The 25,833-nt window shown below is 60.7% G+C and carries 23 protein-coding genes and 1 pseudogene; 14 read left to right on the plus strand and 10 right to left on the minus strand.

The genetic code is table 11. The annotated features are described in order from the left end of the window. Positions 1-146 precede the first annotated feature (146 nt). The 3 genes from QF043_RS00905 to QF043_RS00915 all read right to left on the minus strand — a co-directional run bounded on the left by QF043_RS00905 (position 147) and on the right by QF043_RS00915 (position 3,684). Entirely contained in the window at positions 147-2,045 is a 1,899-nt protein-coding gene (locus QF043_RS00905; protein WP_307417221.1) for a PhoX family phosphatase, read from the minus strand. A gap of 79 nt (positions 2,046-2,124) precedes the next feature. Continuing rightward, complete coding sequence (locus QF043_RS00910) at positions 2,125-2,889, minus strand: TOBE domain-containing protein (protein WP_307417222.1); 765 nt, start codon at positions 2,887-2,889, stop codon at positions 2,125-2,127. A gap of 57 nt (positions 2,890-2,946) precedes the next feature. Continuing rightward, on the minus strand, positions 2,947-3,684 hold the full coding sequence (locus tag QF043_RS00915) for a ComF family protein (RefSeq protein WP_307417224.1): 738 nt from the start codon (positions 3,682-3,684) through the stop codon (positions 2,947-2,949). A 114-nt stretch (positions 3,685-3,798) separates the two neighbouring features. On the opposite strand from QF043_RS00915, the gene bioB reads away from it, so the two are divergent. The 10 genes and pseudogenes from bioB (at position 3,799) to QF043_RS00965 (ending at position 16,328) form a co-directional block, all read left to right on the plus strand. Continuing rightward, the gene (gene bioB, locus QF043_RS00920; protein WP_305456195.1) at positions 3,799-4,854 is read left to right on the plus strand and encodes a biotin synthase BioB; all 1,056 of its coding nucleotides are present in this window, start codon (positions 3,799-3,801) and stop codon (positions 4,852-4,854) included. A 150-nt stretch (positions 4,855-5,004) separates the two neighbouring features. Further along, positions 5,005-6,186, plus strand: a complete 1,182-nt coding sequence (gene bioF / locus QF043_RS00925; RefSeq protein WP_307417225.1) for an 8-amino-7-oxononanoate synthase — start codon at positions 5,005-5,007, stop codon at positions 6,184-6,186. Next, on the plus strand, positions 6,179-6,910 hold the full coding sequence (locus QF043_RS00930) for an alpha/beta fold hydrolase (protein ID WP_307417226.1): 732 nt from the start codon (positions 6,179-6,181) through the stop codon (positions 6,908-6,910). Before bioF ends, QF043_RS00930 begins: the two co-directional genes overlap by 8 nt. Continuing rightward, entirely contained in the window at positions 6,903-7,715 is an 813-nt protein-coding gene (gene bioC / locus QF043_RS00935) for a malonyl-ACP O-methyltransferase BioC (protein ID WP_307417227.1), read from the plus strand. The genes QF043_RS00930 and bioC overlap by 8 nt, the downstream gene beginning before the upstream one ends. Then, the gene (bioD, locus tag QF043_RS00940; RefSeq protein WP_307417228.1) at positions 7,712-8,392 is read left to right on the plus strand and encodes a dethiobiotin synthase; all 681 of its coding nucleotides are present in this window, start codon (positions 7,712-7,714) and stop codon (positions 8,390-8,392) included. The genes bioC and bioD overlap by 4 nt, the downstream gene beginning before the upstream one ends. Positions 8,393-8,498: 106 nt before the next feature. Next, positions 8,499-8,780: a hypothetical protein gene (locus QF043_RS00945; RefSeq protein ID WP_017138029.1), complete on the plus strand. Its 282-nt coding sequence runs from the start codon at positions 8,499-8,501 to the stop codon at positions 8,778-8,780. Positions 8,781-9,129: 349 nt separating this feature from the next. Then, positions 9,130-10,935: a phenylacyl-CoA dehydrogenase gene (locus QF043_RS00950; RefSeq protein ID WP_056857826.1), complete on the plus strand. Its 1,806-nt coding sequence runs from the start codon at positions 9,130-9,132 to the stop codon at positions 10,933-10,935. Between the two features lie 204 nt (positions 10,936-11,139). Continuing rightward, positions 11,140-12,430 (plus strand): annotated as a pseudogene (locus QF043_RS00955) (diguanylate cyclase). Between the two features lie 90 nt (positions 12,431-12,520). Next, the gene (locus tag QF043_RS00960) at positions 12,521-14,290 is read left to right on the plus strand and encodes an acyl-CoA dehydrogenase C-terminal domain-containing protein (RefSeq protein ID WP_307417229.1); all 1,770 of its coding nucleotides are present in this window, start codon (positions 12,521-12,523) and stop codon (positions 14,288-14,290) included. Between the two features lie 259 nt (positions 14,291-14,549). Continuing rightward, complete coding sequence (locus tag QF043_RS00965) at positions 14,550-16,328, plus strand: acyl-CoA dehydrogenase C-terminal domain-containing protein (RefSeq protein WP_307417230.1); 1,779 nt, start codon at positions 14,550-14,552, stop codon at positions 16,326-16,328. 226 nt (positions 16,329-16,554) lie between these two features. Here the strand turns inward: QF043_RS00965 and QF043_RS00970 are convergent, their stop codons facing one another. Further along, positions 16,555-17,454: a LysR family transcriptional regulator gene (locus QF043_RS00970; protein ID WP_307417231.1), complete on the minus strand. Its 900-nt coding sequence runs from the start codon at positions 17,452-17,454 to the stop codon at positions 16,555-16,557. A gap of 209 nt (positions 17,455-17,663) precedes the next feature. Here QF043_RS00970 and QF043_RS00975 point away from each other — a divergent pair, with 209 nt between their 5' ends. From QF043_RS00975 to QF043_RS00990, 4 genes are all read left to right on the plus strand, one after another. Next, complete coding sequence (locus QF043_RS00975; RefSeq protein WP_307417232.1) at positions 17,664-18,923, plus strand: aspartate aminotransferase family protein; 1,260 nt, start codon at positions 17,664-17,666, stop codon at positions 18,921-18,923. 235 nt (positions 18,924-19,158) lie between these two features. Then, positions 19,159-19,524, plus strand: a complete 366-nt coding sequence (locus QF043_RS00980) for a type II toxin-antitoxin system RelE/ParE family toxin (RefSeq protein ID WP_307421287.1) — start codon at positions 19,159-19,161, stop codon at positions 19,522-19,524. Next, entirely contained in the window at positions 19,508-19,828 is a 321-nt protein-coding gene (locus tag QF043_RS00985) for a DNA-binding transcriptional regulator (RefSeq protein WP_017138039.1), read from the plus strand. The genes QF043_RS00980 and QF043_RS00985 overlap by 17 nt, the downstream gene beginning before the upstream one ends. A gap of 94 nt (positions 19,829-19,922) precedes the next feature. Then, a complete protein-coding gene (locus tag QF043_RS00990) occupies positions 19,923-20,081 on the plus strand; it encodes a YqaE/Pmp3 family membrane protein (protein WP_003194776.1) in 159 nt (52 codons plus the stop codon). Between the two features lie 5 nt (positions 20,082-20,086). Here the strand turns inward: QF043_RS00990 and pqqE are convergent, their stop codons facing one another. From pqqE to pqqF, 6 genes are all read right to left on the minus strand, one after another. Beyond that, positions 20,087-21,217, minus strand: a complete 1,131-nt coding sequence (gene pqqE, locus QF043_RS00995; protein WP_099488573.1) for a pyrroloquinoline quinone biosynthesis protein PqqE — start codon at positions 21,215-21,217, stop codon at positions 20,087-20,089. Next, positions 21,210-21,485, minus strand: a complete 276-nt coding sequence (gene pqqD / locus QF043_RS01000; RefSeq protein ID WP_307417233.1) for a pyrroloquinoline quinone biosynthesis peptide chaperone PqqD — start codon at positions 21,483-21,485, stop codon at positions 21,210-21,212. The genes pqqE and pqqD overlap by 8 nt, the downstream gene beginning before the upstream one ends. Then, a complete protein-coding gene (gene pqqC / locus QF043_RS01005) occupies positions 21,482-22,234 on the minus strand; it encodes a pyrroloquinoline-quinone synthase PqqC (RefSeq protein ID WP_307417234.1) in 753 nt (250 codons plus the stop codon). The genes pqqD and pqqC overlap by 4 nt, the downstream gene beginning before the upstream one ends. Before the next feature lie 11 nt (positions 22,235-22,245). Beyond that, a complete protein-coding gene (gene pqqB, locus QF043_RS01010) occupies positions 22,246-23,157 on the minus strand; it encodes a pyrroloquinoline quinone biosynthesis protein PqqB (protein ID WP_010207003.1) in 912 nt (303 codons plus the stop codon). Positions 23,158-23,228: 71 nt separating this feature from the next. Beyond that, positions 23,229-23,303, minus strand: coding sequence for a pyrroloquinoline quinone precursor peptide PqqA (pqqA, locus tag QF043_RS01015; RefSeq protein WP_003194766.1), 75 nt, complete (start codon positions 23,301-23,303; stop codon positions 23,229-23,231). A 158-nt stretch (positions 23,304-23,461) separates the two neighbouring features. Further along, positions 23,462-25,819 (minus strand): pyrroloquinoline quinone biosynthesis protein PqqF, encoded by a 2,358-nt coding sequence (gene pqqF / locus QF043_RS01020; RefSeq protein ID WP_307417235.1) that lies wholly within the window; start codon positions 25,817-25,819, stop codon positions 23,462-23,464. Between the last annotated feature and the right edge of the window lie 14 nt (positions 25,820-25,833).

The raw sequence follows: 25,833 nt of genomic DNA on the forward strand, positions 1-25,833 counted from the left end.
GGCCGGGTATGGTAACGCACCAGAGCCTGGATAGGTGGTGGGTGTGCGGACGCCTTCGCGAGCAAGCCCGCTCCCACGTTCGATCGCATTCCTACAGGATGTACACGGTCAAATGTGGGAGCGGGCTTGCTCGCGAATAGGCCCTGTCAGGCGCCTACAATTCCACCATCATCACGCCGAATCGCCATCACCGAAGAGCGTGGCTTACCATTGGGCAGATGCTCCGGCCAGGTCGAACCACCAGTCTCCCCCGGATGCTGAATCCCCACAAACAACGTCTTCTGGTCCGGCGAAAAGCTGATACCCGTGACCTCGCACGCCACCGGCCCCACCATGAAACGGCGGATTTCCCCGGTGTTGGGGTCGGCGCACAGCATCTGGTTATTGCCCATGCCGGCAAAGTCGCCCTTGTTGCTGTAGTCGCCGTCGGTGAGGATCCACAAGCGCCCGGCCTTGTCGAAGCCGAGGCCGTCGGGGCTGTTGAACATGTTTTGTGGGTTGATGTTGGACGAGCCGCCTTTCGGCGTACCCGCATGTACACCGGGGTTGCCGGCCACCACAAACAAGTCCCAGGTGAAGGTGTTGGCGCCGTGGTTATCCGCGTCGGCTTTCCAGCGCAGAATTTGCCCGTAGACGTTTTTCTCGCGCGGGTTCGGCCCGCCCACCGGCTGGCCGTCTTCGCCGCGTTTGGCGTTATTGGTAAGCGTGCAATACACCTGGCCGTCGGTGGGGCTGACCACGATCCATTCCGGGCGGTCCATGCGTGTGGCTTTCACCACGCTGGCGGCCAGGCGCGCGTGGATCAGCACTTCGGCCTGGCTCGCGAAGCCTGAGCTGGCGTCGAGGCCGTTTTTGCCGTGGGTGAGTTCGACCCACTCGCCTTTGCCCTTGGGGTGGTCGGCATTGCCGTCGCCGGCATCGAAAATCGCCACGTACAGGGTGCCGTGGTCGAGCAGGTTCTTGTTGGCTTTGGGGGTGTGGTGGTTGATCGGATCGCGGCTGACGAACTTGTAGATGAACTCGCCACGCTCGTCGTCGCCCATGTACACCACGGCGCGGCCATCACGGGTTTCTGCCAGCGCGGCGTTTTCGTGTTTGAAGCGGCCCAGGGCGGTGCGTTTGACCGGCGTGGACTGCGGGTCGAACGGGTCGATTTCCACCACCCAGCCGTGGCGATTGAGTTCGTTAGGGTTCTTGGCCATGTCGAAGCGCGGGTCGTGCAGGTGCCAGTTGATCTCGCGGCTGGCGGCCACCACGCCGTAGCGCTTTTGCCCGGCGTCGAAGTTTTGTTGCGGGTTGCTGCTGCCGAAGCAGTCGGTGAAGTTCTCTTCGCAGGTCAGGTACGTGCCCCATGGCGTCTTGCCGTTGGCGCAGTTCTGGAAGGTGCCGAGCACTTTTTTGCCGGTTTTGTCGGCGCTGGTTTTCAGCCAGGCATGGCCAGCAGCGGGGCCGCCCAGGCGGATCGGCGTATTGCCGTGGATGCGGCGGTTGTAGCGCGAGTCCTGCACGAACTGCCAGGTGTCGCCCTTGCGCCGCACCTCAATCACCGACACGCCTTCGCTGGCCTGGGCCTTGCGCACGTCTTCAGCCGATTGTGGCGCGCCGCCATGGGCGTAGAGGTAGCGGTAGTTGGTGTATTCGTTGTTGATGGCCATCAGCGCACGGTTGTTGTCGCCGGGGAAGGCAAACAGGCTCATGCCGTCGTTGTTGTCACCGAACTGTTGTTCCTGGGCCTTGGCGGTGCCGTTGCCGGACGGGTCGAAGGCCGGCGCGTTCTTGTGCAGCGGCTGGCCCCAACTGATCAGCACCGAGGCGGAGTAACCCGGCGGCAAGGTGATGGCGTCGCTGGTGGCGGCGGCGATGCTGGTAAAGCCCAGCAAGGGGCTGGCGCTGGCAGCGTTCACGGCCATTGCGCTGCGGGTGAGCAGGTTGCCGCCCAGGAACATCGCGGCACCGCACAGGGCACCGGCGCCGATAAAGCGGCGGCGGGTGAGGCCGACCATCTGTTCAAGGTCGGTGGCTTGGTTTTCTTCTAGTAGGCTCATTTCAGGCTCCCTGCGGTTTTTGCAGACACCTTAAGGAGCGCTCATGACGAATTTGTTGCAGCTTGAAGACGGCGGGCGCCTAGGCCGGTGTGCCGAGCAGCACATTGTTGGGTGAGAACTGCACCTGGACCGCTGCGCCCTCGACCGCATGCAGCGCTTTAAGCGCGGCGGGCTGTGCCAGGGCGCATAAAACCTGGCCGCTGGGCAGGGTGATGCGCACTTCGCTGGGGCCGTCATCGGCGTCGAGAATCGTCTCGATCACACCGCTCATGCAATTGTGTCCAGGTGTTGCAGTCTGCCCAATGGCGAGCAACTCCAGCCATCCGGCCTTGATCAAGGCGACCACTTCAACGCCGGTCTCCAGCTCCAACCGCTGCGTGCTGTCGTGAGTGATCTGCGCACTCAGGCTCAAGCCGCCCGAGAGTTGCAGGCAAATCAGGTCATTGCGGCCCTGGTGTTCGATGGCGCTGACCTGGCCGTGCAATTGGTTGCGCGCGCTGGTGCGCAGCATCAAGCGGCCGAGCAGGTTGAAGTCGCTCGCGTCTTCATCCGAACCCAGCACCTCGGCTTGCAGCACTTGCAGGCGTTGGTACAGGCGCAGCACCCGTTCACCTTCGGCCGTCAGCTTGGCGCCGCCGCCGCCTTTGCCGCCGACGCTGCGCTCCACCAGCGGTTTTTGCGAGAGATTGTTCAACTCGTCGATCGCATCCCACGCGGCTTTGTAACTCAGGCCGGCGCTCTTGGCCGCGCGGGTGATCGAACCCTGCTCGGCAATATGCGCCAGCAAGGCGATGCGCTGGGGCCGGCGGATGATGTGTTGGCTGAGGGAGGTCGGCAGAGACATGTGGATACGCTTCGATAAGGTCAGCGGACGTTGCAGGCGCCGCGCACGCGAGTCAAGTCATGTGCCCGGTTTTGGCGTGCGGGCCAGGCAGTACACGTCGACCTGACGGGCGCCGGCGTCCATCAACAGCCGGGCCAGGCTGTGGGCGGTGGCGCCGGTGGTGAGTACGTCGTCCACCAGCGCGAAGTGGCGGCCCTGCACCTGCGCGCCGGGCGCCAGCGCAAAGGCCGTGAGCAGGTTGCGTAGGCGGGTTTTGGCATCGAGGTCTTGTTGCGCGACGGTTTCATGGGGGCGTAACAACAGGCGTTCATCGTGTGGGAGGTCGAGGTCTGCGCTGAGCCAGCGGGCCAACATCAACGATTGGTTGAAGCCGCGCTCACGCAGGCGCTTGCGCGCCATGGGCACCGGCAGCAGACAGTCGGGACGGGTGAGTTCGGTGTTGTCGAAACGGTGTTGCAGATACTGCCCCAGCAAGCGTGCGAGCAGATGGCCCAGCGGCCAGCGCGACTGGTGTTTGAAGCGGCTGATAAGGGTGTCGACGGGGAAACTGTAGGTCCAGGGTGCGATCACCTGTTTATAGGCAGGCGGTTTTTTTTGGCAGGGGCCGCAGATCAAACCCTCCATCGGCAGTGGCAGGGCGCACACCTCGCAGTGCTCCAACAGCCAGGGCAGCTCGATTTCGCAGACGTTGCACAGGTTGTGGCTGGAGTTTGTCGCTTCATCGCAGATTAAACAGGTCTGGTTGTTTTCTAACCAGATGTAAACCTGATGTTTGTATCCAAGTTGACAGTGCATGAATCTTCCTTAAATATGCCGAGCATCCGTGTCGTGACCGACTGTGGGTATTGCGGGTATTGCCGGTATTGCCCTTCCCACAGCGTAAGCCCAAGCATAATCAAGGAATCGCCCATGAGCGCCAGCACCTCTGCCACCCTGCGTCACGATTGGTCTTTAGCCGAAGTCAAAGCGCTGTTTGTGCAACCCTTCAATGACCTGTTGTTCCAGGCGCAGACCGTGCACCGCGCGCATTTCGACGCCAACCGCGTGCAGGTGTCGACCTTGTTGTCGATCAAAACCGGCGCCTGCCCGGAAGATTGCAAATATTGTCCGCAGTCGGGCCACTACAACACCGGCCTGGAAAAAGAAAAGCTGATGGAAGTGCAGAAGGTCCTCGAAGAGGCAGCCCGCGCCAAGGCCATCGGCTCGACGCGCTTCTGCATGGGCGCCGCCTGGAAGCACCCATCGGCCAAAGACATGCCCTACGTGCTGCAAATGGTCAAAGGCGTGAAGGCCATGGGCCTGGAAACCTGCATGACCCTCGGCCGTCTCGATCAGGACCAGACCGAAGCCCTGGCCGAGGCCGGCCTGGACTACTACAACCACAACCTCGACACCTCGCCGGAGTTCTACGGCAGCATCATCACCACCCGCACTTACGGCGAGCGCCTGCAAACCCTGGCTTACGTGCGTGATTCGGGAATGAAGATCTGCTCGGGCGGCATCCTCGGCATGGGCGAGTCCCTCGACGACCGCGCCAACCTGCTGATCCAACTGGCCAACCTGCCGGAGCATCCGGAGTCGGTGCCGATCAACATGCTGGTGAAGGTCGCCGGTACGCCGCTGGAAAACGCCGAAGACATCGACCCATTCGACTTTATCCGCATGCTCGCCGTGGCGCGCATCCTGATGCCGCAATCCCATGTGCGCTTATCGGCGGGTCGTGAGGCGATGAACGAGCAGATGCAGGCCCTGGCGTTTTTTGCCGGTGCCAACTCGATCTTCTACGGCGACAAGTTGCTGACCACCGCCAACCCGCAGGCCGACAAGGACATGCAACTGTTCTCGCGCCTGGGGATTTTGCCGGAAGCCCGTGAAGAGCACGCCGATGAAGTGCATCAGGCGGCGATTGAGCAGGCGTTGGTGGAGCAAAAGAGCAGCGAGCAGTTCTATAACGCGGTGGTTTAAAAACTCCTCTTGAAATGCGATTCAACTGTGGGAGCTGGCTTGCCTGCGATAGCGGTCTTTCAGACACATTGATACTGAATGTGCCGCCGTCATCGCAGGCAAGCCAGCTCCCACATGCAACTGTGTTCACCCACACGTACCGAGGCCTGCATGTCTTTCGATCTCGCCGCGCGCCTCGCTGCCCGCCGTGCCGAACACCTCTATCGCCAACGCCCTTTGCTTGAGAGCCCGCAAGGCCCGCAAGTGGTGGTAGACGGCCAACCGCTTTTGGCATTCTGCAATAACGACTACCTGGGCCTGGCCAATCACCCGCAAGTGATCGAAGCCTGGCGCGCCGGTGCGTCCCGCTGGGGCGTGGGCGGTGGCGCTTCGCACCTGGTGATCGGCCATGCCACGCCGCACCATGAACTCGAGGAAGCCCTGGCCGACCTCACCGGGCGCCCGCGTGCGCTGCTGTTTACCACCGGCTATATGGCCAACCTGGGCGCGGTCACCGCGTTGGTGGGGCAGGGCGATACGGTGCTGGAGGACCGGCTCAACCACGCCTCGCTGCTGGATGCCGGCCTGCTGTCCGGAGCGCGTTTCAACCGCTATCTGCATAACGACGCCAGCAGCCTGGCCAAGCGCCTGGAGAAGGCTACCGGCAATACGTTGGTGGTCACCGATGGCGTGTTCAGCATGGACGGCAACCTGGCCGACTTGCCTGCGCTGGCCCGTGAGGCCCGCGCCAAGGGCGCCTGGTTGATGGTCGATGACGCCCATGGCTTCGGACCGTTAGGTGCTACGGGCGGCGGAATTGTCGAGCATTTCGGCTTGAGCCAGGAAGATGTGCCGGTATTGGTCGGCACCCTCGGTAAAGCGTTCGGCACCGCCGGGGCGTTTGTGGCGGGCAGTGAAGCGCTGATCGAAAGCCTGATCCAGTTCGCCCGGCCCTACATCTACACCACCAGCCAGCCACCGGCATTGGCCTGCGCCACCTTAAAAAGCCTGGAGCTGCTGCGCACCGAGCATTGGCGACGTGAGCACCTCAATGGCCTGATCCGCCAGTTCCGCCAGGGCGCCGAGCAACTTGGCTTGCGCTTGATGGACAGCTTCACGCCGATCCAGCCGATCCTGATTGGCGACAGCGCCACCGCGATGCGTCTGTCGCAAATGTTGCGCGAGCGCGGCCTGATGGTGACGGCCATCCGCCCACCGACCGTGCCGGCCGGCAGTGCGCGTTTGCGCGTGACACTGACAGCGGCCCACAGCGCGGCGCAGGTGCAGCTATTGTTAAACGCATTGGAAACGTGTTTCCGGTTGTTAAGTATTACGGAGCCCGACCATGCGTGATCGACTGGTATTGCTGCCCGGTTGGGGGCTCGGCGTTTCACCGCTGGAGCCTTTGGCTGGCGCCTTGCAGGGTTTGGACGAACACCTGCAAGTGCATATCGAACCGTTGCCGGTGCTGACTTCCAGTGATCTGGATGAGTGGCTCGACGAACTCGACGCCACGCTGCCGGACAACGCCTGGCTGGGCGGCTGGTCCCTGGGCGGCATGCTCGCCTCCGAGCTGGCGGCGCGGCGCGGCGAGCGTTGCTGCGGCCTGCTGACATTGGCGAGCAACCCGTGTTTTGTCGCCCATCAAGGCTGGCCCAGTGCGATGCCTGCCGAGACGTTCGATGCGTTCCTCGCGGGTTGCCACGCCGACTCTCAAGTCACCCTTAAACGTTTCGGTTTGTTATGCGCCAAAGGTGCCGCAGACCCGCGCGGGCTGTCGCGCCTGTTGGTCAGCGGAGCGCCGAATACGTCGTCGAGCGTATTGATGCCTGGCCTGGAACTGCTTGCTCAACTGGATACCCGCGCCGCTTTGCAGGCGTATCGCGGCCCGCAACTGCACCTGTTTGCGGGGCTGGACGGGTTGGTGCCCGCCGAAGCTGCGAGTGACCTGTTGGCCCTGCTGCCTGATGTAGAAATCGGCCTGATTGAACAGGCCGGTCACGCTTTTCTTCTGGAAGACCCTCACGGAGTAGCGGGGGCCATCCAGGCTTTTTTGCATGAGTGTGTTGATGACTGATTTATCCCAGCCGCCACTGCCGGGCGGCTTGCCGGACAAGCGCCAGGTGGCGGCCTCGTTTTCCCGCGCTGCCGCCAGTTACGACAGCGTCGCCGAATTGCAGCGCGCAGTCGGGCAGGCGCTGTTGTCGCGCCTGCCCGCTGCCATCGCGCCCCGACGCTGGCTGGATGTGGGGTGCGGCACGGGTTATTTCAGCCGTGTGCTGGGCCAATTGCTGCCGGCAAGCCAAGGGGTGGCGCTGGACATCGCCGAAGGCATGCTCAGCCATGCGCGGCCTTTGGGTGGCGCGCAGCACTTTATCGCGGGTGATGCAGAACGCTTGCCGCTGGCAACTGAGCGCTTCGAGCTGCTGTTCTCCAGCCTCGCGGTGCAGTGGTGCGCGAATTTCGACGCGGTGCTCAGCGAGGCTTATCGCGTGCTGCAACCCGGTGGCGTGCTGGCATTTGCGAGCTTGTGCGTGGGCACCCTGGATGAGTTGCGCCAAAGCTGGCGTGCGGCGGATGGCTTGGTTCACGTCAACCGCTTTCGCACCTTCGAGGCTTACCAACAGCTGTGTGCCGCCAGCGGTTTACGGGTGCTGAGCCTGGAGCGCCAGCCTCACGTGCTGCATTACCCGGATGTGCGCAGCCTGACCCATGAGCTCAAGGCGTTGGGCGCACATAACCTCAACCCCGGTCGGCCGGGAGGGTTGACGGGCCGCGCGCGGATTGTTGCACTGGTGCACGCTTACGAGCAGTTTCGTCAGGCCCAGGGCCTGCCCGCCACGTACCAAGTGGTGTACGCCGTACTGGAGAAACCTTTATGAGCGCCGCTTATTTCATCACCGGCACCGACACCGATGTCGGCAAAACCACCGTCGCCGCCGGGCTGCTGCATGCCGCGCGGCTTGCGGGTAAAAGCACCGCCGCCGGAAAGCCGGTGGCCTCAGGCTGCCAGGTCACCCCAAAAGGCTTGCGCAATGCCGACGCCTTGGCACTGCTGGCCGAATGTTCGCTGCCGCTGACCTATGCCGAGGTCAACCCGGTGGCCTTCGAGCCCGCGATTGCGCCGCACCTGGCCGCTCGAGAGGCCGGTGTGGCGCTCACAGTGCAATCATTGTTGAAACCGATGCAGCACATACTCGCGCAGCGCGCGGATTTCACCTTGATCGAAGGCGCGGGCGGTTGGCGCGTGCCGTTGGCCGATCAGGACAACCTGTCGGACCTGGCCATTGCGCTCAAGCTGCCGGTGATTCTGGTGGTGGGCGTGCGTCTGGGTTGTATCAGCCATGCGCTGCTTACCGCCGAAGCCATCGCGCGAGACGGTTTGCCGTTGGCGGGTTGGGTGGCGAATATCATCGACCCCAAGACCTCTCGTCTGGAAGAGAACCTTGCCACCCTGGCTGAGCGCTTGCCCGCGCCGTGCCTTGGACGCGTGCCAAAGCTCAAGCAGGCCAGCAGCGAAGCGGTGGCCGAGTACCTGGAATTGGACCTGCTTGACTGATTTTGGCTATCGCTAAGGCATTATGCCATTAGTGTTTTTGACGGGCGTTTTGCCAGGATGTCTGCTTCAATTGAAGTTCACGATTCTCTAAAGGCAGGCTTACGCCATGGAAATCTCTGGAAGCAGCGCGTTTTATTCGGGGCTGAGCACCATTCAGGCCGGGCAGAACCGCGTCGACCAGGCCGCCGGCAAAATCGCCGGCGCCGCGACGACCCAGCCCTCGGATGCACAAAGTGATCGTCTGCAAGCCAACGATCGCGCCCAGCCGTCCAACTCGGCGAGCAACATGGTCGAAATGGCCCAAGGCAAATTCCAAGTGGAGCTGGGCGCGAAAGTCGCCAAGGCTTCGGATGAAATGCTCGGCACCTTGATCGATACCTACGCTTAATCCCTCTATGCGCTGGCTCTCGCTTTCTGTGGGAGCTGGCTTGCCTGCGATAGCATCGACTCAATTCTCCTGATAAACCGCGGTGCCTGTATCGCAGGCAAGCCAGCTCCCACACAAGCCCGCTCCCACATTGTGCTGATTCGCCCCTGGGAACTTCTACACTTTCAAATCACGTGGCATCCCGCCGCAGGCCTTGCCGTGCCTGGAGTTGACTCACGTCATGACAAACGGCGTCGGCGCGATGCTTGACAAACCCAGGTCGTAAACGTATGTTTCAAACACCTGTTTGACCGCCATAACAAATCCACGCGGTTGTTCATCCCAGATACATCAGCAGAGGTTTATCGCTATGCCTGACTACAAGGCCCCCTTGCGTGATATTCGCTTCGTTCGTGACGAACTGCTTGGTTATGAAGCGCACTATCAGAGCCTGCCGGCTTGCCAGGACGCTACCCCGGACATGGTTGACGCCATTCTTGAGGAAGGCGCCAAGTTCTGTGAGCAAGTGCTGGCACCGTTGAACCGCGTGGGTGACATCGAAGGGTGCACCTGGAGCGAGTCAGGCGTAAAAACCCCTACTGGTTTCAAAGAAGCCTACAAACAGTTCGTTGAAGGCGGCTGGCCAAGCCTGGCCCACGACGTGGAGCACGGTGGCCAAGGCCTGCCGGAATCCCTGGGCCTGGCCGTGAGCGAAATGGTCGGCGCCGCCAACTGGTCGTGGGGCATGTACCCTGGCCTGTCCCACGGTGCGATGAACACCATCTCCGAACACGGCACCCCGGAGCAGCAAGACGCTTACCTGACCAAGCTGGTTTCGGGTGAGTGGACCGGCACCATGTGCCTGACCGAGCCGCACTGCGGCACCGACCTGGGCATGCTGCGCACCAAGGCCGAGCCTCAGGCCGACGGTTCCTACAAAGTCTCCGGCACCAAGATCTTCATCTCGGCCGGTGAACACGACATGGCCGACAACATCGTCCACATCGTACTGGCCCGCCTGCCGGACGCACCGGCCGGCACCAAAGGTATTTCGCTGTTCATCGTGCCTAAATTCCTGCCGAACGCAGACGGTTCGATCGGCGAGCGCAACGCGGTGACCTGTGGCTCCCTGGAACACAAAATGGGCATCCACGGTAACGCCACCTGCGTGATGAACTTCGACGCGGCCACCGGTTTCCTGATCGGCCCGGCGAACAAAGGCCTGAACTGCATGTTCACCTTTATGAACACCGCTCGCCTGGGCACCGCGCTGCAAGGCTTGTCCCACGCTGAAATCGGCTTCCAGGGCGGCCTGAAATACGCTCGCGACCGCCTGCAAATGCGCTCCCTGACCGGCCCGAAAGCGCCAGACAAGGCCGCTGACCCGATCATCGTGCACCCTGACGTGCGCCGTATGCTGCTGACCATGAAAGCCTTCGCTGAAGGCAACCGTGCGATGGTGTACTTCACCGCCAAGCAAGTGGACATCGTCAAGTACGGCACCGACGACGAAGCCAAGAAGCAAGCCGACGGCCTGCTGGCGTTCATGACCCCAATCGCCAAGGCGTTCATGACCGAAGTCGGGTTTGAATCGGCCAACCACGGCGTGCAGATCTACGGCGGCCACGGCTTTATCGCCGAGTGGGGCATGGAGCAGAACGTGCGCGACAGCCGCATTTCGATGCTGTACGAAGGCACCACCGGCATCCAGGCACTCGACCTGCTGGGCCGTAAAGTGCTGATGACTCAAGGCGAAGCGCTCAAGGGCTTCACCAAGATCGTGCACAAGTTCTGCCAGGCCAACGAAGGCAACGAAGCCGTTAAGGAATTCGTTGCACCGCTGGCAGCACTGAACAAAGAGTGGGGCGAGTTGACCATGAAGGTCGGCATGGCCGCGATGAAAGACCGTGAAGAAGTCGGTGCCGCCTCGGTGGACTACCTGATGTACTCCGGCTACGCGTGCCTGGCTTACTTCTGGGCCGACATGGCACGCCTGGCAGCCGAAAAACTGGCTGCCGGCACCACCGAAGAGGCGTTCTACACCGCCAAGCTGCAGACTGCGCGCTTCTACTTCCAGCGCATCCTGCCGCGTACCCAGACGCATAAAGTCACCATGCTGTCGGGCGCCAACAACCTGATGGACATGAAAGAAGAAGACTTCGGCCTGGCTTACTAAGCCCTGCCGGTCTCTTGAAAACCGCCGCTTCTTTTGGAAGCGGCGGTTTTTTTATGCGGCGAGAAAAAACACAGCACAGCACTCAGGGATTGCGCCCGGCTGCCGTTACAGTGATGGCAATGTGATACAGGTCACATTGAATGTGCTTAACTGGGCTCAGTGAAGGCACTGTGCCATCTTTCTGGGCGGGTCGGAGCTTTACCCTTGTCACGCGTGTCCGCTGTACGTTTCAGTCATTTTCTTCCTTCGTTACTGCTATTGATGGCCGGGCTCTCGGCTGCGTATGTCAAAGACCTCAGCGTGTTCTTCACCTCGTTGTTCAATGTGCTGCCGACCTTGGTGCTGTTGCTCGGCGGCGCGTACTGCGCGGTGTATCGGCGCCAGCGTGAGCTGTTCTTGATGATCACGGTGTACGTCGTTTACTTCCTGCTCGACACCCAGACCGACTACTACCGCGACAATGGCCGCGTGCGCGAAGACGCCGCCGTGGTGTTCCATCTGTGTTGCTTGCTGTTGCCCCTGCTGTTCAGCATCTACGCACTGTGGCAGGAGAAAAACCCATCTGTTCCGCGACTTCGTGGCGCGCTGCGCCGTGCTCTTTGCGTTTGTCAGCGTGGCCCTGGCACTTGAACAGAGTTTTCCCCAAGCCTTGCTGAACTGGCTGGCGGAGATTCGCTGGCCGGCGCTGCATGGCAGTTGGATGAGCCTGATCCAGCTGTCGTACCCGATGTTCCTGATAGGTTTTGTCACCCTGGCGGCGCAGTACTGGTATCAGCCGCGGCCCTTGCACGCGGCGCAACTGGTGGGTTTGCTGGGGCTGTTCTGGATGTTGCCGCAAACGTTCATCCTGCCGTTCACCCTGAACATCATGTGCAGCCAGGTAATGCTGATGATTGCCGCGGGCGTGGCGCACGAGGCTTATCAGATGGCCTTCCGGGATGAACTTACCGGCTTGCCGGGGCGGCGCGCGCTCAATGAACGCATGCAGCGGCTGGGGCGCAATTACGTGTTGGCGATGAGTGACGTCGATCACTTCAAGCGCTTTAACGACACCCACGGCCACGATGTCGGTGATCAGGTGCTGCGGCTGGTGGCCAGCAAATTGTCGAAGGTCAATGGCGGCGGGCGCGCCTATCGTTATGGCGGGGAAGAGTTTGCCGTGGTGTTCGCCGGCAAGACGTTGGACGAGTGCATGCCGCACCTGGAAGAGATCCGCGAGATCATCGCCAACTACGACATCAAGCTGCGCAACCCGGACCGCCCCCACGATGACCAACAGGGCCGCCAACGCCGGGCGGGCAGTGGCGCCTCGAGTGTGTCGGTGACGGTCAGCATCGGCGTGGCCGAGCGCCAGGCCGAACAGCGTACGCCCGAAGAAGTACTCAAGTCCGCCGACCAGGCGCTCTACGCCGCCAAGGGCGCCGGGCGTAACTGCGTGGTCGCCTCCGGCCAGAACCGCCGTGGCGCGGTGCGCATGGAGAGCGCTGCCGGTTGAGTGATGGCGGTGTATTCAGCGGTTCTACAGTGATTGTTCGAGGCGGTGGCCGGCAGTAGGTTGAAGGTATCTGCTGCCGGAGACATTGCCATGCCTGAGTACAAAGCTCCCCTGCGCGACATGCGCTTTCTGATCGACAACGTGTTTGATTTTCACGGCCACTACGCCGCGTTGGGCGCGACCGACGCAAGCCCCGATATGGTCAGCGCGATCCTCGAAGAAGGCGCCAAATTCTGCGAAAACGTGCTGTCGCCGCTCAACCGCAGTGGCGACGAAGAGGGCTGCCACTTCGACAACGGCGTGGTCACCACGCCCAAGGGCTTCAAGGAAGCCTTTGCCCAATACGTGGAAGGCGGCTGGCATGGCGTAGCGGCGGACCCGGCCTACGGTGGCCAGGGCTTGCCGCTGTCACTGGGGCTGGTGCTCAGCGAGATGATCGGCTCCAGCAACACCTCCTGGGGCATGTACCCGGGTCTCACCCACGGCGCCATGTCGGCGATCCACGCCCACGGCACCGAGCAGCAGAAAGCCACGTTCCTGAGCAAACTCACCGTCGGCGAATGGACCGGCACCATGTGCCTCACCGAAGCCCACTGCGGCACTGACCTGGGCCTGATCAAGACCCGCGCCGTGCCCCAGGCGGATGGCAGTTATGCGATCACCGGCAGCAAGATCTTTATCTCGGCCGGCGAGCACGACCTGAGCGCCAATATCATTCACTTGGTGCTGGCCAAACTGCCGGACGCACCGGCGGGCACCAAGGGCATCTCGTTGTTCATCGTGCCCAAGTTCCACGCTGATTCAGGTGAGCGCAACGCGGTGCACTGCGGTTCCATCGAGCACAAGATGGGCATCAAGGCCTCGGCCACCTGCGTGCTGAACTTCGACGGCGCCAAGGGCTTTTTGATTGGCGAGGCGAACAAGGGCCTCAATTGCATGTTCACCATGATGAACCACGCGCGCCTGGGCACTGGCATGCAGGGTTTGTGCAATGGTGAGGCGAGTTTCCAGGGCGCGATCAAATACGCCAACGACCGCCTGCAAATGCGTTCGCTGACCGGCGCCAAGGCCCCGGATAAAGCCGCCGACCCGATTATCGTGCACGCCGACGTGCGGCGCATGTTGCTGACCATGAAGGCCTTCAACGAAGGCAATCGGGCGCTGACCTACTTCACTGCCCAACTGCTCGACACCGCGCACTTGAACAGTGATGCCGCCCAACGCCAGGAGGCCGAAGACCTGTTGGCGTTCCTTACGCCTATCTGCAAAGCCTTTATGACCGAAACCGGGCTGGAGGTGACCAACCACGGTATGCAGGTGTTCGGCGGCCATGGCTACATTCGCGAATGGGGCATGGAGCAACTGGCGCGTGATGCACGGATTGCGCCGATCTATGAAGGCACCAATGGCATTCAGGCCCTCGACTTGCTGGGCCGTAAGGTGCTGGGCAGCCAGGGCAAGTTGCTGCGCGGGTTTACCAAACTTGTGCATAAGTTCTGCGTGGCGAATGCCGAGCACCCGCAGCTCAAGGCCCATGTTGAGCAGCTCAACCAACTGAACCAGCAATGGGGCGAGCTTACGATGAAGGTCGGCATGGCTGCCATGAAAAATCCGGATGAGGTGGGCGCGGCGGCGGTGGATTACTTGATGTACAGCGGTTACATCATTCTGGCGTACCTGTGGTTGCGCATGGCCATTGCGGCGCAGTCGCATGACGACGCCGAGTTTGCCCAAGCCAAATTGGCCACCTGCGATTTTTACTTCAAGCGTCTGTTGCCGCGTACTGCAACGCACCGCGCCGCCGTGGAGGCGGGCAGTGAGTGCCTGATGAGTTTGCCGGCGCAGTTGTTTGCCTTGTAAAGGCGACTGATTCACCGCGGTCAAAATGTGGGAGCTGGCTTGCCTGTGGTGGCATCAACTCGGTGTATCTGATGTGCCGAGGTGTCTGCATCGCAGGCAAGCCAGCTCCCACATAAGCCAACAGGGGATTTGTGTCGTGACCAATAAATACCTAATAGTCACCAATAGACCCTATGTGTCTCAAATGTTGTTCGGGTACACTCGGAGCCTGTAAAACCGATCCTATCGAATCACTTTTCCTGTTCTCACGAGGTTTGCCATGGCTGATTACAAAGCGCCGCTGCGTGATATGCGCTTCGTCCTCAACGAAGTTTTTGAGGTCGCCAACACCTGGGCCCAATTGCCGGCATTGGCAGACACCGTAGATGCCGAAACCGTTGAGGCGATCCTTGAGGAAGCCGGCAAGGTCACGGCCAAATCCATCGCGCCGCTCAGCCGTAATGGCGACGAGCAAGGTTGCCGTTGGGCGGACACTGCCGTCAGCACGCCGGATGGTTTCCCACAGGCTTATAAGACCTACGCCGAAGGTGGCTGGGTGGGCGTAGGCGGCGACCCGATCTTCGGCGGCATGGGCATGCCCAAGGCAGTCTCGGCCCAGGTTGAAGAGATGATCAACTCGTCGAGCCTGGCGTTTGGCCTGTACCCGATGCTGACCTCCGGCGCCTGTGTTTCCATCAACACCCACGCCAGCGAAGAACTCAAGGCCACCTACCTGCCGAAAATGTATTCGGGTGAGTGGGCAGGTTCCATGTGCCTGACGGAAGCGCACGCCGGGACCGACCTGGGCATTATCCGCACCAAGGCTGAACCTCAGGCGGACGGGTCCTACACCATCAGTGGCACCAAGATCTTCATCACCGGCGGCGAGCATGACCTCACCGACAACATCATCCACCTGGTGCTGGCCAAGTTGCCGGATGCGCCGGCCGGGCCAAAGGGCATCTCGCTGTTTCTGGTGCCGAAGTTCATGGTCAATGCCGACGGCAGCCTGGGCGCGCGTAACCCGGTGAGCTGTGGCTCGATTGAACACAAAATGGGTATCCAGGCGTCTGCGACCTGCGTGATGAACTTCGATGAAGCCGTGGGTTACCTGGTGGGCGAGCCGAACCGTGGCTTGGCGGCGATGTTCACCATGATGAACTACGAGCGTTTGGGCGTGGGTATCCAGGGCCTGGCGTCGGGCGAGCGCTCCTACCAGAACGCGATTGAATACGCGCGCGACCGTCTGCAAAGCCGCTCGCCGACCGGCGCCCAGGCCAAGGACAAAGTGGCCGACCCGATCATCGTGCACCCGGATGTGCGCCGCATGTTGCTGACCATGAAAGCCTCGAACGAAGGCGGTCGCGCGTTCTCCACCTACGTGGCCACCCAATTGGACATCGCCAAGTTCAGTGACGATGCTGCCGCCCGCGAACGTGCGGACAACCTGGTGGCGCTGCTGACACCTGTTGCCAAAGCCTTCCTCAGCGACCTAGGCCTGGAAACCACTGTGCTCGGCCAGCAGATCTTTGGCGGCCACGGCTACATCCGCGAGTGGGGCCAGGAGCAGTTGGTGCGTGATGTGCGCATCACCCAGATCTACGAAGGCACCAATGGCATTCAGGCGCTGGACTTGATGGGGCGCAAGATCGTCGGCAGCGGCGGGGCGTTCTACACCTTGTTTGCTGATGAGATCCGCCAGTTCATCGCGTCTTCAGGCGCCGAACTGGGTGAGTTCACCCGACCGCTCAGCGCTGCGGTGGATAACCTGGATGAGTTGACCGCCTGGGTACTGGATCGCGCCAAAACCAACCCGAATGAAATCGGCGCGGCTTCGGTTGAGTACCTGCATGCCTTTGGCTACATGGCTTATGCCTATATGTGGGCACGCATGGCCAAGGCCGCGCTGGGCAAAGAGGCGCAAGAAGACTTCTACGCCAGCAAGCTGGGCACCGCGCGCTTCTACTTTGCCCGCCTGCTGCCGCGTATTCATTCGCTGAGTGCGTCGGTAAAAGCCGGTAGCGAATCATTGTTTTTGCTGGATGAAGCACAGTTCTAAGGGCTTGGAGGGCGTGTAAGCATTCTCTTACATGACGTGCTGCTATTCGTCCTCTATCGCCAAATTGGATCCACGGATAATCTACTTCACATGGACGTCGCGCAGGAAGCGCAAAGCAACAACACGGACACGTAGGATTCTGCCAGGACGGCGGAGTGAAATGGATGTCAGGGAAACAGTCTGCAAAGCCCCGCTTCGGCGGGGTTTTCTTTTGCCCGCGAAAAAGTCAGGCACTTGCCTGCGGGGTATTCATCACGTCTTCCAGCAAGGTGCGCAACAACGCTACCGTCGCTTGCTGGCGCTGGACGTCGCGGCACACCAGGCCCACTTTCAGCGGCACTCTTGGTTCACTCAGAGGCTTCCACAGCAGCGCTTTGCTGTTGTGCTCATCCTGGGAGCGCCCCGGCAATACGGTGGCGAGCTGGGTGTGGGGCAGGCTGTCGAGAATCCCGACCATCGTATTCAACTCCGCCTGCACCTGAGGCCGTCGTCCTAAGTTGGATAACTGGCCTTGCCAGATCTGCCGCACCTGAAACTCTTCCCCCAACAGCAGCATTGGCAACTCGGCCGCCTGTTTCAGCGAGACTTTCTTGAATTCCCGCAGTGGATGGTCTTCGGGGATGACCACCTTCAGTTCATCTTCGTACAGCAACACACCGGTTAACCCCGGCTGGCGGGGTGGCAGGTAGCTGATGCCGATATCCAACGAGCCGTTAAGCAAACGCCGCTCGATTTCAAGCCCGGTCAATTCATAGATCTGCACCACAAGGTGCGGCTGGGCTTTGCGCACGCGCTCAAGCATCTGCGGAACCAGGCTGGTGTGCACGGTTTGCAGCACGCCAATGGCCAAGGTGCGCATCGCCTGGCCCTTGAAGTTGCGCAACGCCTCGACGGCTTGCTGCATACCATCGATGAGCGGCAACGCATGGTTGTACAAGGTGTGTGCTGCCAGTGTCGGCAACAGGCGCTTGCTGCTGCGCTCGAACAAGCTCACATCCAGGTTCTGTTCCAACTGGCGAATCTGTTGTGACAAGGCTGGTTGCGAGATCGACAGGCGCTCGGCAGCACGGCCCACGTGGCCTTCCTCATACACCGCGACGAAATAACGCAGTTGCTTGAAATCCATAAGACTTACTTATCGAAAAAGCTGGAAAATCGAAATGGCCGATGGCCCCTCGGGCGCCTAGTCTAGCGCCTATTCGCAGGGCTTACAGGGCCGGATCGGGCAATGAATAGCGTTTATGTTGATAGCGTTTACATAGGCAACGCAAAAAACCTCAAGGGTGTGTTTGTACAGGGCATCGACCAAGGTCCGGTTGCCATTGGGGGTGAGCTGTGAATCTGTTTCGTCGCCCTGCGCCGAGCCTGGACGATTTGATCGTGGATGCGCGCCATGACGGCTCGAGTACATCCCTGATGCCGACTCTGGCAAGACCCGCGCAGGTGTTTGTGCGTGGCCAGGGCTCCTGGCTGTGGGACAGCGACGAGCGCGCCTACCTGGATTTCAGCCAGGGCAGCGCCGCCAACAGCCTCGGCCATAGCCCGCAGGTAGTGATCAAAGCCCTGGCCGATCAGACTCATATGCTGATCAACCCTGGCAACGGCCTGCACAACCGCACCCAACTGAACCTCGTCGACCGGCTGTGCGACCACACCGGCAGCGACCAGGGTTACTTGCTCAACAGCGGCTCGGAAGCCTGTGAAGCCGCGATTAAACTGGCGCGCAAATGGGGCCAGCTGTATCGCGGTGGTGCCTATCGCATTATCAGCGCCAGCGGCGGTTGTCATGGGCGAAGCTTTGCGGCTTTGGCAGCCTCGGCGGGTGGCGACGGCAATCGTTTTGAGCCGCACCTGCCGGGTTTCAGCCATGTGCCCTTCAACGACTTGCCGGCACTGCACGCGGCCGTCGACGCCCAAACGGTTGCCATCATGTTGGAGCCGATCCAGAGTGAAGCTGGCGTTATTCCGGCCACCGAGCACTATTTGAAGGGGGTCGAGCGGCTGTGCCGGGAACTGGGGATCCTGCTGATCCTCGATGAAGTGCAAACCGGCATGGGTCGTTGCGGCAGCCTGCTGGTCGAACAACAGTACGGCGTGTGTGCTGACATCATCACCCTCGGCAAAGGCCTGGGTGGCGGTGTGCCGCTGGCGGCGTTGCTGGCGCGAGGCAAGGCCTGTTGTTTCGAGGTGGGGGAATTGGCGGGGACGCATCACGGCAATGCCTTGATGGCGTCTGCTGGTGTTGCCGTACTCGACACCGTGCTGGAAAGCGGTTTTCTTGAACAGGTACGCGAATCCGGCCTGTACCTGGGAGAAGGCCTTGCCCGGTTGGCCTATCGATACGGCCATGGGCAACTACGCGGCAACGGACTGCTGTGGGGCCTGACGCTGTCAGATGATTCTGCGGATGCCGTGGTAAAGGCCGCATTGCACGAAGACCTGATCCTTATCGCCCCGCAACCCGACTGTTTGCGTTTTACTCCAGCCCTGAACGTGAGCAAAAGCCATATCGACGAAATGCTCCTGCGCCTGGCACGCGCATTCTCCCGCGTGCGTACCGCCCAACTGCAATGTCGCAAAGGCATCGCCGTTTAACCTCTTATTCCTGAACCGTCTCGCGGCATACGCGGCGCCTCCAGCCTGATTCTTTTGGCTGGGGGCGTTTTTTTTGTTCGTGAAATTTTTGGATTGAAAACGTTGATTGAGCATCCGTGAAAACAGTGGCTTTTTAGCGGGCATCAGCAAGGACTGCCGCTGGGGCACAAAGAATTTTATTTGCTCCGTTACTAATCTGTACCACTGGGTGGTATGTTTGTGGGAAGGGATATCCATGAAGCTTAGGTTGTTCAAGACACGGGACTTTGCTGATGCAGCCGCCAAGGCTTGGATCTGTGATTCGGAGTTAAGGGAAGCATTCAGCGAGATGTTGAAGGGCCAAGCCGATAACCTGGGAGGCGGTGTCTGGAAGAAGCGCCTCAATCAAAACCGTCATCGTTCAATTGTCCTGGCCAAGGGCAGGCACTACTGGGTTTATCAACTGCTATTTGCCAAGCAGAATCAAAGCAATATCAGTCAAAAAGATTTGATTTGGTTTCGGGCGATGGCAAAAACTTATGAAAGCTTAAACGACACACAAGTCCAGCAATTACTGGATTTAAGGGAGTTTGTGGAGATTCATCATGATCAAAAAATATGAAAGTGAAGCGCTGGAGTCGATTCATAAATCTGCCGTAGCACTTCATTCAATTGGAGCAATCAGCAAAACCACCCTCCGAGAATATGACGAAGCATGCTTATCGGCCGTCCCTGAACAAATTCCGGCCGAGCAGATCAAGCAGCTGCGTGAAAGCAGTCATGTCAGTCAGCCCGTTTTCGCCCGCTACCTCAACACCAGCGCCTCCACCGTGAAAAAGTGGGAGTCCGGCGAAAAACAACCCAGTGGCATGGCGCTCAAGTTACTGAGCATCGTACAGAAACACGGCCTGGAGATTCTGGCCTGAAGATGGCCCAACGCCAGATCCCACTGAACCCTCACGAACGCCCAAGGTCGATTAGCTACACGGCTCACACGAGCCGATTTTTTGGAGCTTACCCATGGACATCATTCGTATCATCATCGCTATTCTGCTGCCGCCATTGGGTGTGTTCCTGCAAGTGGGTTTCGGCGGGGCGTTCTGGCTGAACATCCTGCTGACGCTGTGCGGTTACTTCCCCGGCATCATCCACGCGGTGTACATCATCGCCAAGCGCTGAGGCCGTCAGCCTTTTGCGATGAGCCGTGAATTGCGCTCGTTGCGAAAGGCCAACTGCTCGATGGTCTGGGTGGCATGCTCGGCTTCTTCCCGCGCCTTGAGGATGATGCCGTGCTGCTCGGACTTGCTGCACACCGGGTCGGCATTGCTCGCATCGCCCGTGAGCATGAACGCCTGGCAACGGCAGCCGCCGAAGTCCTTTTCCTTTTCATCGCATGATCGGCACGGCTCGGGCATCCAGTCGTAGCCGCGAAAGCGGTTGAAGCCAAACGAGTCGTACCAGATGTGCTGCATGCTGTGGTCGCGCACATTGGGAAATTGCACCGGCATTTGTCGGGCGCCATGACAGGGCAGGGCGGTACCGTCCGGTGTGACTGTCAGAAAAATACTGCCCCAGCCGTTCATGCAGGCTTTTGGGCGTTCCTCGTAGTAATCCGGTGTCACGAATATCAGCTTGCACGGGTGCCCTTCGGCTTCGAGCTTGGCGCGGTATTCGTTGGTGATGCGTTCGGCGCGTACCAGTTGTTCCCGGGTCGGCAGCAAGCCCACACGATTGAGCTGCGCCCAGCCGTAGAACTGGCAAGTGGCGAGTTCGACGAAGTCTGCCTCCAGGGCAATGCACAATTCGATAATGCGATCGATCTTGTCGATATTGTGCCGATGGGTAACGAAATTCAGCACCATCGGGTAGCCGTGGGCCTTCACCGCGCGGGCCATTTCCAGCTTTTGCGCGAAAGCTTTTTTCGAGCCGGCCAGCAGGTTGTTCACCTGCTCATCACTGGCCTGGAAACTGATCTGGATATGGTCGAGGCCCGCCTTCTTGAAGTCGCTGATCTTCTGCTCGGTAAGGCCGATGCCAGAAGTGATGAGGTTGGTATAGAAACCCAGCTTGCGCGCCTCGGCGATCAGTTCGGCAAGGTCCTGGCGCACCAGCGGCTCACCCCCGGAAAACCCCAGTTGCGCGGCGCCCATTTCCCGCGCTTCGCGAAACACCTTGATCCACTGCTCGGTGCTCAGCTCTTTACCCTGCTCGGCAAAATCCAGCGGGTTGGAGCAATACGGGCACTGCAACGGGCAGCGGTAAGTCAGCTCGGCAAGCAACCACAGTGGCAGGCCAATCGGTGGCTTTTCAGGCAAGTTCGATCCAGTGCTGAGCACGGGCGACCTCCATGAAATTCTCAATGTCTTTACCGAGTTCAGGCACGTCGGGGAATTGTTTATCCAGCTCGGCGATGATGGCAGCCACGTCGCGCTCGCCGTCGATCAGCCCGCCGATCAAGGCGGCGCTGTCGTTGAGCTTGATCATGCCTTCGGGGTAGAGCAGCACATGGCCTTTTTGCGCCGGCTCGTACTGGTAGCGATAGCCCTGGCGCCAGCTCGGTGTTTTGCTGCGATCAAAGCTCATAGGGTGATCCCTTTATGCCAGACCCGCTGCTCGGTCACACTGTGATACGGCGGGCGTTTAAGTTCGTAGGCCATGCTCATGGCATCCAGCATGCTCCACAGAATGTCGAGTTTGAACTGCAGAATTTCCAGCATGCGTGCCTGGCCTTCGCGGGTGGTGTAGTGCTGCAGCGTGATCGCCAAACCATGTTCCACATCACGACGCGCCTGGCCCAAACGCGTACGGAAATACTCATAACCGGCCGGGTCGATCCACGGGTAGTGCTGCGGCCAGCTGTCGAGGCGCGACTGGTGGATCTGCGGTGCGAACAGTTCGGTCAGCGAGCTGCTGGCGGCTTCCTGCCAGCTGGCGCGGCGGGCAAAGTTGACATAGGCATCCACCGCAAACCGTACGCCGGGCAGCACCAGCTCCTGGGAACGCAGCTGGTCGGGGTCGAGGCCGACGGCCTGGCCCAGGCGCAACCAGGCTTCAATACCGCCGTCTTCACCGGGCGCGCCGTCGTGGTCGAGCAGGCGCTGGATCCACTCGCGGCGGATCTCGCGGTCCGGGCAGTTGGCCAGGATCGCGGCGTCTTTGAGCGGGATGTTCACCTGATAGTAGAAACGGTTGGCGACCCAGCCCTGGATCTGCTCGCGGGTGGCGCGGCCTTCGTACATCGCCACGTGATACGGGTGATGGATATGGTAGAAGGCGCCCTTGGCACGCAGGGCGGCTTCGAACTCGGCGGTGGTCAACGGTGTGTCAGTCACTTCGTCTGCTCCTACAATTCAATGCTCATGCCGTCGTAAGCCACTTCGACATTGCGCCGCACCAGCTCGGCGCGCTCGGGGGAGTCTTCGTCGAGGATCGGGTTGGTGTTGTTGATGTGGATAAGCACCTTGCGCTGCTTGGGTAGCTGCTCCAGTACTTCGAGCATGCCGCCGGGGCCGTTCTGTGCCAGGTGGCCCATCTCGCGGCCGGTGCGAGTGCCGACGCCACGGCGCTGCATTTCATCGTCGTCCCACATCGTGCCGTCCACCAGCAGGCAGTCGCTGCCTGCCATGATTTCCAGCAGCGGCGCGTCGACTTTGCCCAGGCCCGGCGCATAGAACAGCTTGCCGCCGGTGCGCAGGTCTTCGACGATCAAGCCGATGTTATCGCCTGGGTGCGGGTCGAAGCGGTGCGGCGAGTAGGGCGGTGCGGCGCTGCGCAAGGGCAGCGGGGTGAAGCGCAGGTTCGGGCAGGCCGGGATCGTGAAGCTGGCGTCCAGCTCGATACGGTTCCAGGCCAGGCCGCCGTTCCAGTGGGTCAACATGGTGAACAGCGGGAAACCGGTGCTGAGGTCTTCATGGACCATGTCGGTGCACCACACTTGATGCGGGCAACCTTCGCGCAAGCTCAAGAGACCGGTGGTGTGATCGATCTGGCTGTCCATCAGGATGATTGCGCTGATGCCGGTATCGCGCAGGGCACGACCGGGTTGCATTGGCGCAAAGCCTTGCAGTTGCGCACGGATATCCGGCGAAGCATTGCACAGCACCCAGTTCACGCCATCGTCGGAGATCGCGATGGACGACTGGGTACGCGCCTGGGCGCGCAGGCTGCCGTCGCGAAAGCCTGCGCAGTTCACGCAGTTGCAGTTCCACTGCGGGAAGCCACCGCCGGCGGCGGAACCTAGAATCTGGACAAACATGATTGCTCCATCACGCAAAGCTCAAAACAAAAACGCCCCGGGCGAACCGAGGCGTTGTATTACTCAGCCAATCAACGGCTGGCGAAGTACATGGTGACTTCGAAACCGATACGCAGATCAGTGTAAGCGGGTTTGGACCAGGTCATATTCATACTCCTACCAAGGGATGGGACGTTCACTACCAAGTAATACATATAGTCCACCTCCTATCGGAGATGTTCAGATATTGCGTATGAATATTACGCAATTCTTTTCAAGTTAGCGCTGTCTTGACGGAAAAAGCCTGTTGCAGGGTTGGCAACGATCAGCCTGCCGGTTGCCAGGAATCGTTGATTCGCGGGCCGTTCGCCACACAGCGCCAGCCGCCTGAGGCATCGTTGAGCTGCTGGGCAGCGCGCTGCAGATCCTCGCGTGTGCGGTTTTGTATCAACTGTTGTAGTTGGTCCAGGTAACCGGTCGGGTGGCCCGCCAACTGCGCCTGCCACAGCAGCTCGGCGGCTTGGTTGAGTGGCAGTTGCTGGGCACTGAATTGCTGCGCCAGGGCCTGGTTGCCCAGGTCTGGGCTGCGGTCGATTAACGTCGGTAGCTGCTTCAGAAAGGCCTGCAGGTGATCGACTATCCCGCTCAGTGAAGCGCTGGGGGACTGCACGCCAAACAGCAGCCCGGTGTGCCCGTTGATCTGTCGGATACCGCTGAATACTGCGTAGCCAATTTGCAGCTCGACCCGCAGACGCTGGTAAAACGGCCCGTGCAGCAGATGCCCAAGCAGTCGCCACGCGGCTTCGTCGGCCAAGGTTGGCGTCGGCGCTGGGCAAAACAGCAGCAAAGCGGCTTCGTTGGCGTCTGTTTTCACCCTGTGCCAGAGCTTCTGGCCGTCGAGGGTTGGCGGTGCGTGTTGAATGCTTGCCGCCTGGCCAGGCAGCCGCGCAGCGGCGATTTTGATCGCGGCTTCACAAGCGGCCGGTAACCCAAAGCCGAGCCCATGCCATCGTGCAGTCGCCCATGACACTGGCCCGGCGTGAGTGCCGCTGCAGCAAGTCGGCAGCGCCTTGAGCAACGCTCGGATGGCGATCATGGGAGTCGCGGCGGGTGCGGCTTCCGGCGGTTGGCTTAAGCACTGCGCCAAGGCTTCCAGCACTGCCGGCATAGGTTCATGAAGACCTAGCATCTTCACCAGCCACTCATTGCCGATCGTTTCGAAAGACAACTCAACACCCGCCTGACGAGCGTTCTCGCGCAGCGTCTGCAACCCGTGCTCCAGTCCTGCGGGCGCGGCGTTATCAAACCGCCATTGCAGATACAGTGCGCCTTCATCGGTGTCATCCGCCAATGCCTGGCTGAAGGTCAGCCCCGACACTTCCCGACGGCCTCGGGAGCGGTCCTGGGCGAAGGTGCGCAAACCGCGGTGGGCGCTGGTCTGGCCACGGATCAGCCCGGCGCGTTGTTCTTTGGCAGCTGGACGCAGGAACGGGTTGCTGGGCGGCAACTGCCAAGGGTGTTCGGGCGGTTTAAGGTGCAGCGAATCCAGCAGCGCTTTTAGTGCGGCAGCGCCCTGATCCGACAGGTTTTCACGTTCATTTTGCACCACTGCCAGTGCGCTTTGGATCTGTTGCTGGCGTACGTTCAGCAATGCGAACTCTTCGTGTAAAGGCGTCCAATCGCTGTGTGCGAAAAAGCCCAGCCAGTCGTGCAGCAACGCCTCGATTTGCGTAGCCGAATCGCCTTGAGTATCGAGGGTAAAGTCGATATCCAATACGGCTTGCCCGGCAAACGCATAAAGCACGCTCGCCTGCATGGCATTGGCCAGTTTTCGTGCTTTCAGCTCGGCCAGCAAACCACCCGGCGCCGCAGCGTTGAGCCAGGTGCAGAGAAACTCCAGGGCTTGGCGAGGCGCATTACAGGTAATGACGTGGTGCAGGTGATTATTGGCGACGTGTTGATAGCCCCGCGCGTGGCCTGGCATCAATGCTGGCGGTGCGGTTTGGGGGCGCAGAGGGCCAGGGGCCAATTCATCGCTGAAACGTTGGGCCAACGCTTGCAGTTCTTCCAGCGACTGCGGGCCGGCAAGACTCAATGTCATCTGCCCGCTTTGATAGTACGCGTTGTAAAACTCCCGCAGTGCCTGCTGAAATGCCTCACGTTCCACCGGCAGGCTATCCCGATTACCGGCGTGAAAACCGCGCAGCGGATGGTCCGCCGCCAAGCCCTCCAACAGCGCAACCTGTTGCTGCGCCTTGGCGTCCTGCGACCAGGCTACGAACTCCGCCTGCAGCACTTCGCGCTCACGCAGTTGGTCTTCAATCGCCAGGCGCGGATGGGTCAGCATATCCGCCAGCCGCTCGAGCCCACCGGCAAAGGTCGGCACCGGCAATTCAAAGAAGAAGTCCGTGGTGCGCTCGCGGGTGCTGGCGTTGACCTGCCCACCCTGGCGCTGCACGTAAGCCATCAAGCCTTCGCTTGTGGGAAAGCGCGCGGTGCCGAGAAACAGCAAATGCTCAAGAAAATGCGCCAAGCCCGGCCACGCCAATGGCACGTCATGGCTGCCGGCGGCCACGCGCAACATCGCGGCGCAACGCTTCAAGCGTGGCGCATGGCGCAAGGAAACCCGCAGGCCGTTGGCCAGGGTCAAGTCAAGGTGATGAGGGTGGGCCGGCGCAGGCATGGGCACTTCCGAAA

The organism is Pseudomonas sp. W3I7 (assembly GCF_030816095.1).
In the GTDB taxonomy this organism is placed as follows: domain Bacteria; phylum Pseudomonadota; class Gammaproteobacteria; order Pseudomonadales; family Pseudomonadaceae; genus Aquipseudomonas; species Aquipseudomonas salomonii.

Bases quoted from the DNA above. Each gene is read 5' to 3' on its own strand.
- QF043_RS00965 (WP_307417230.1), top strand. From the start codon at position 14,550: ATGGCTGATTACAAAGCGCCGCTGCGTGATATGCGCTTCGTCCTCAAC.
- QF043_RS00960 (WP_307417229.1), top strand. From the start codon at position 12,521: ATGCCTGAGTACAAAGCTCCCCTGCGCGACATGCGCTTTCTGATCGAC.
- bioB (WP_305456195.1), top strand. From the start codon at position 3,799: ATGAGCGCCAGCACCTCTGCCACCCTGCGTCACGATTGGTCTTTAGCC.
- bioD (WP_307417228.1), top strand. From the start codon at position 7,712: ATGAGCGCCGCTTATTTCATCACCGGCACCGACACCGATGTCGGCAAA.
- QF043_RS00970 (WP_307417231.1), bottom strand. From the start codon at position 17,454: ATGGATTTCAAGCAACTGCGTTATTTCGTCGCGGTGTATGAGGAAGGC.
- bioF (WP_307417225.1), top strand. From the start codon at position 5,005: ATGTCTTTCGATCTCGCCGCGCGCCTCGCTGCCCGCCGTGCCGAACAC.
- QF043_RS00905 (WP_307417221.1), bottom strand. From the start codon at position 2,045: ATGAGCCTACTAGAAGAAAACCAAGCCACCGACCTTGAACAGATGGTC.
- QF043_RS00910 (WP_307417222.1), bottom strand. From the start codon at position 2,889: ATGTCTCTGCCGACCTCCCTCAGCCAACACATCATCCGCCGGCCCCAG.
- QF043_RS00950 (WP_056857826.1), top strand. From the start codon at position 9,130: ATGCCTGACTACAAGGCCCCCTTGCGTGATATTCGCTTCGTTCGTGAC.
- QF043_RS00915 (WP_307417224.1), bottom strand. From the start codon at position 3,684: ATGCACTGTCAACTTGGATACAAACATCAGGTTTACATCTGGTTAGAA.
- bioC (WP_307417227.1), top strand. From the start codon at position 6,903: ATGACTGATTTATCCCAGCCGCCACTGCCGGGCGGCTTGCCGGACAAG.
- QF043_RS00945 (WP_017138029.1), top strand. From the start codon at position 8,499: ATGGAAATCTCTGGAAGCAGCGCGTTTTATTCGGGGCTGAGCACCATT.
- QF043_RS00985 (WP_017138039.1), top strand. From the start codon at position 19,508: ATGATCAAAAAATATGAAAGTGAAGCGCTGGAGTCGATTCATAAATCT.
- QF043_RS00990 (WP_003194776.1), top strand. From the start codon at position 19,923: ATGGACATCATTCGTATCATCATCGCTATTCTGCTGCCGCCATTGGGT.
- pqqB (WP_010207003.1), bottom strand. From the start codon at position 23,157: ATGTTTGTCCAGATTCTAGGTTCCGCCGCCGGCGGTGGCTTCCCGCAG.
- pqqD (WP_307417233.1), bottom strand. From the start codon at position 21,485: ATGAGCTTTGATCGCAGCAAAACACCGAGCTGGCGCCAGGGCTATCGC.
- QF043_RS00980 (WP_307421287.1), top strand. From the start codon at position 19,159: ATGAAGCTTAGGTTGTTCAAGACACGGGACTTTGCTGATGCAGCCGCC.
- pqqF (WP_307417235.1), bottom strand. From the start codon at position 25,819: ATGCCTGCGCCGGCCCACCCTCATCACCTTGACTTGACCCTGGCCAAC.
- QF043_RS00930 (WP_307417226.1), top strand. From the start codon at position 6,179: ATGCGTGATCGACTGGTATTGCTGCCCGGTTGGGGGCTCGGCGTTTCA.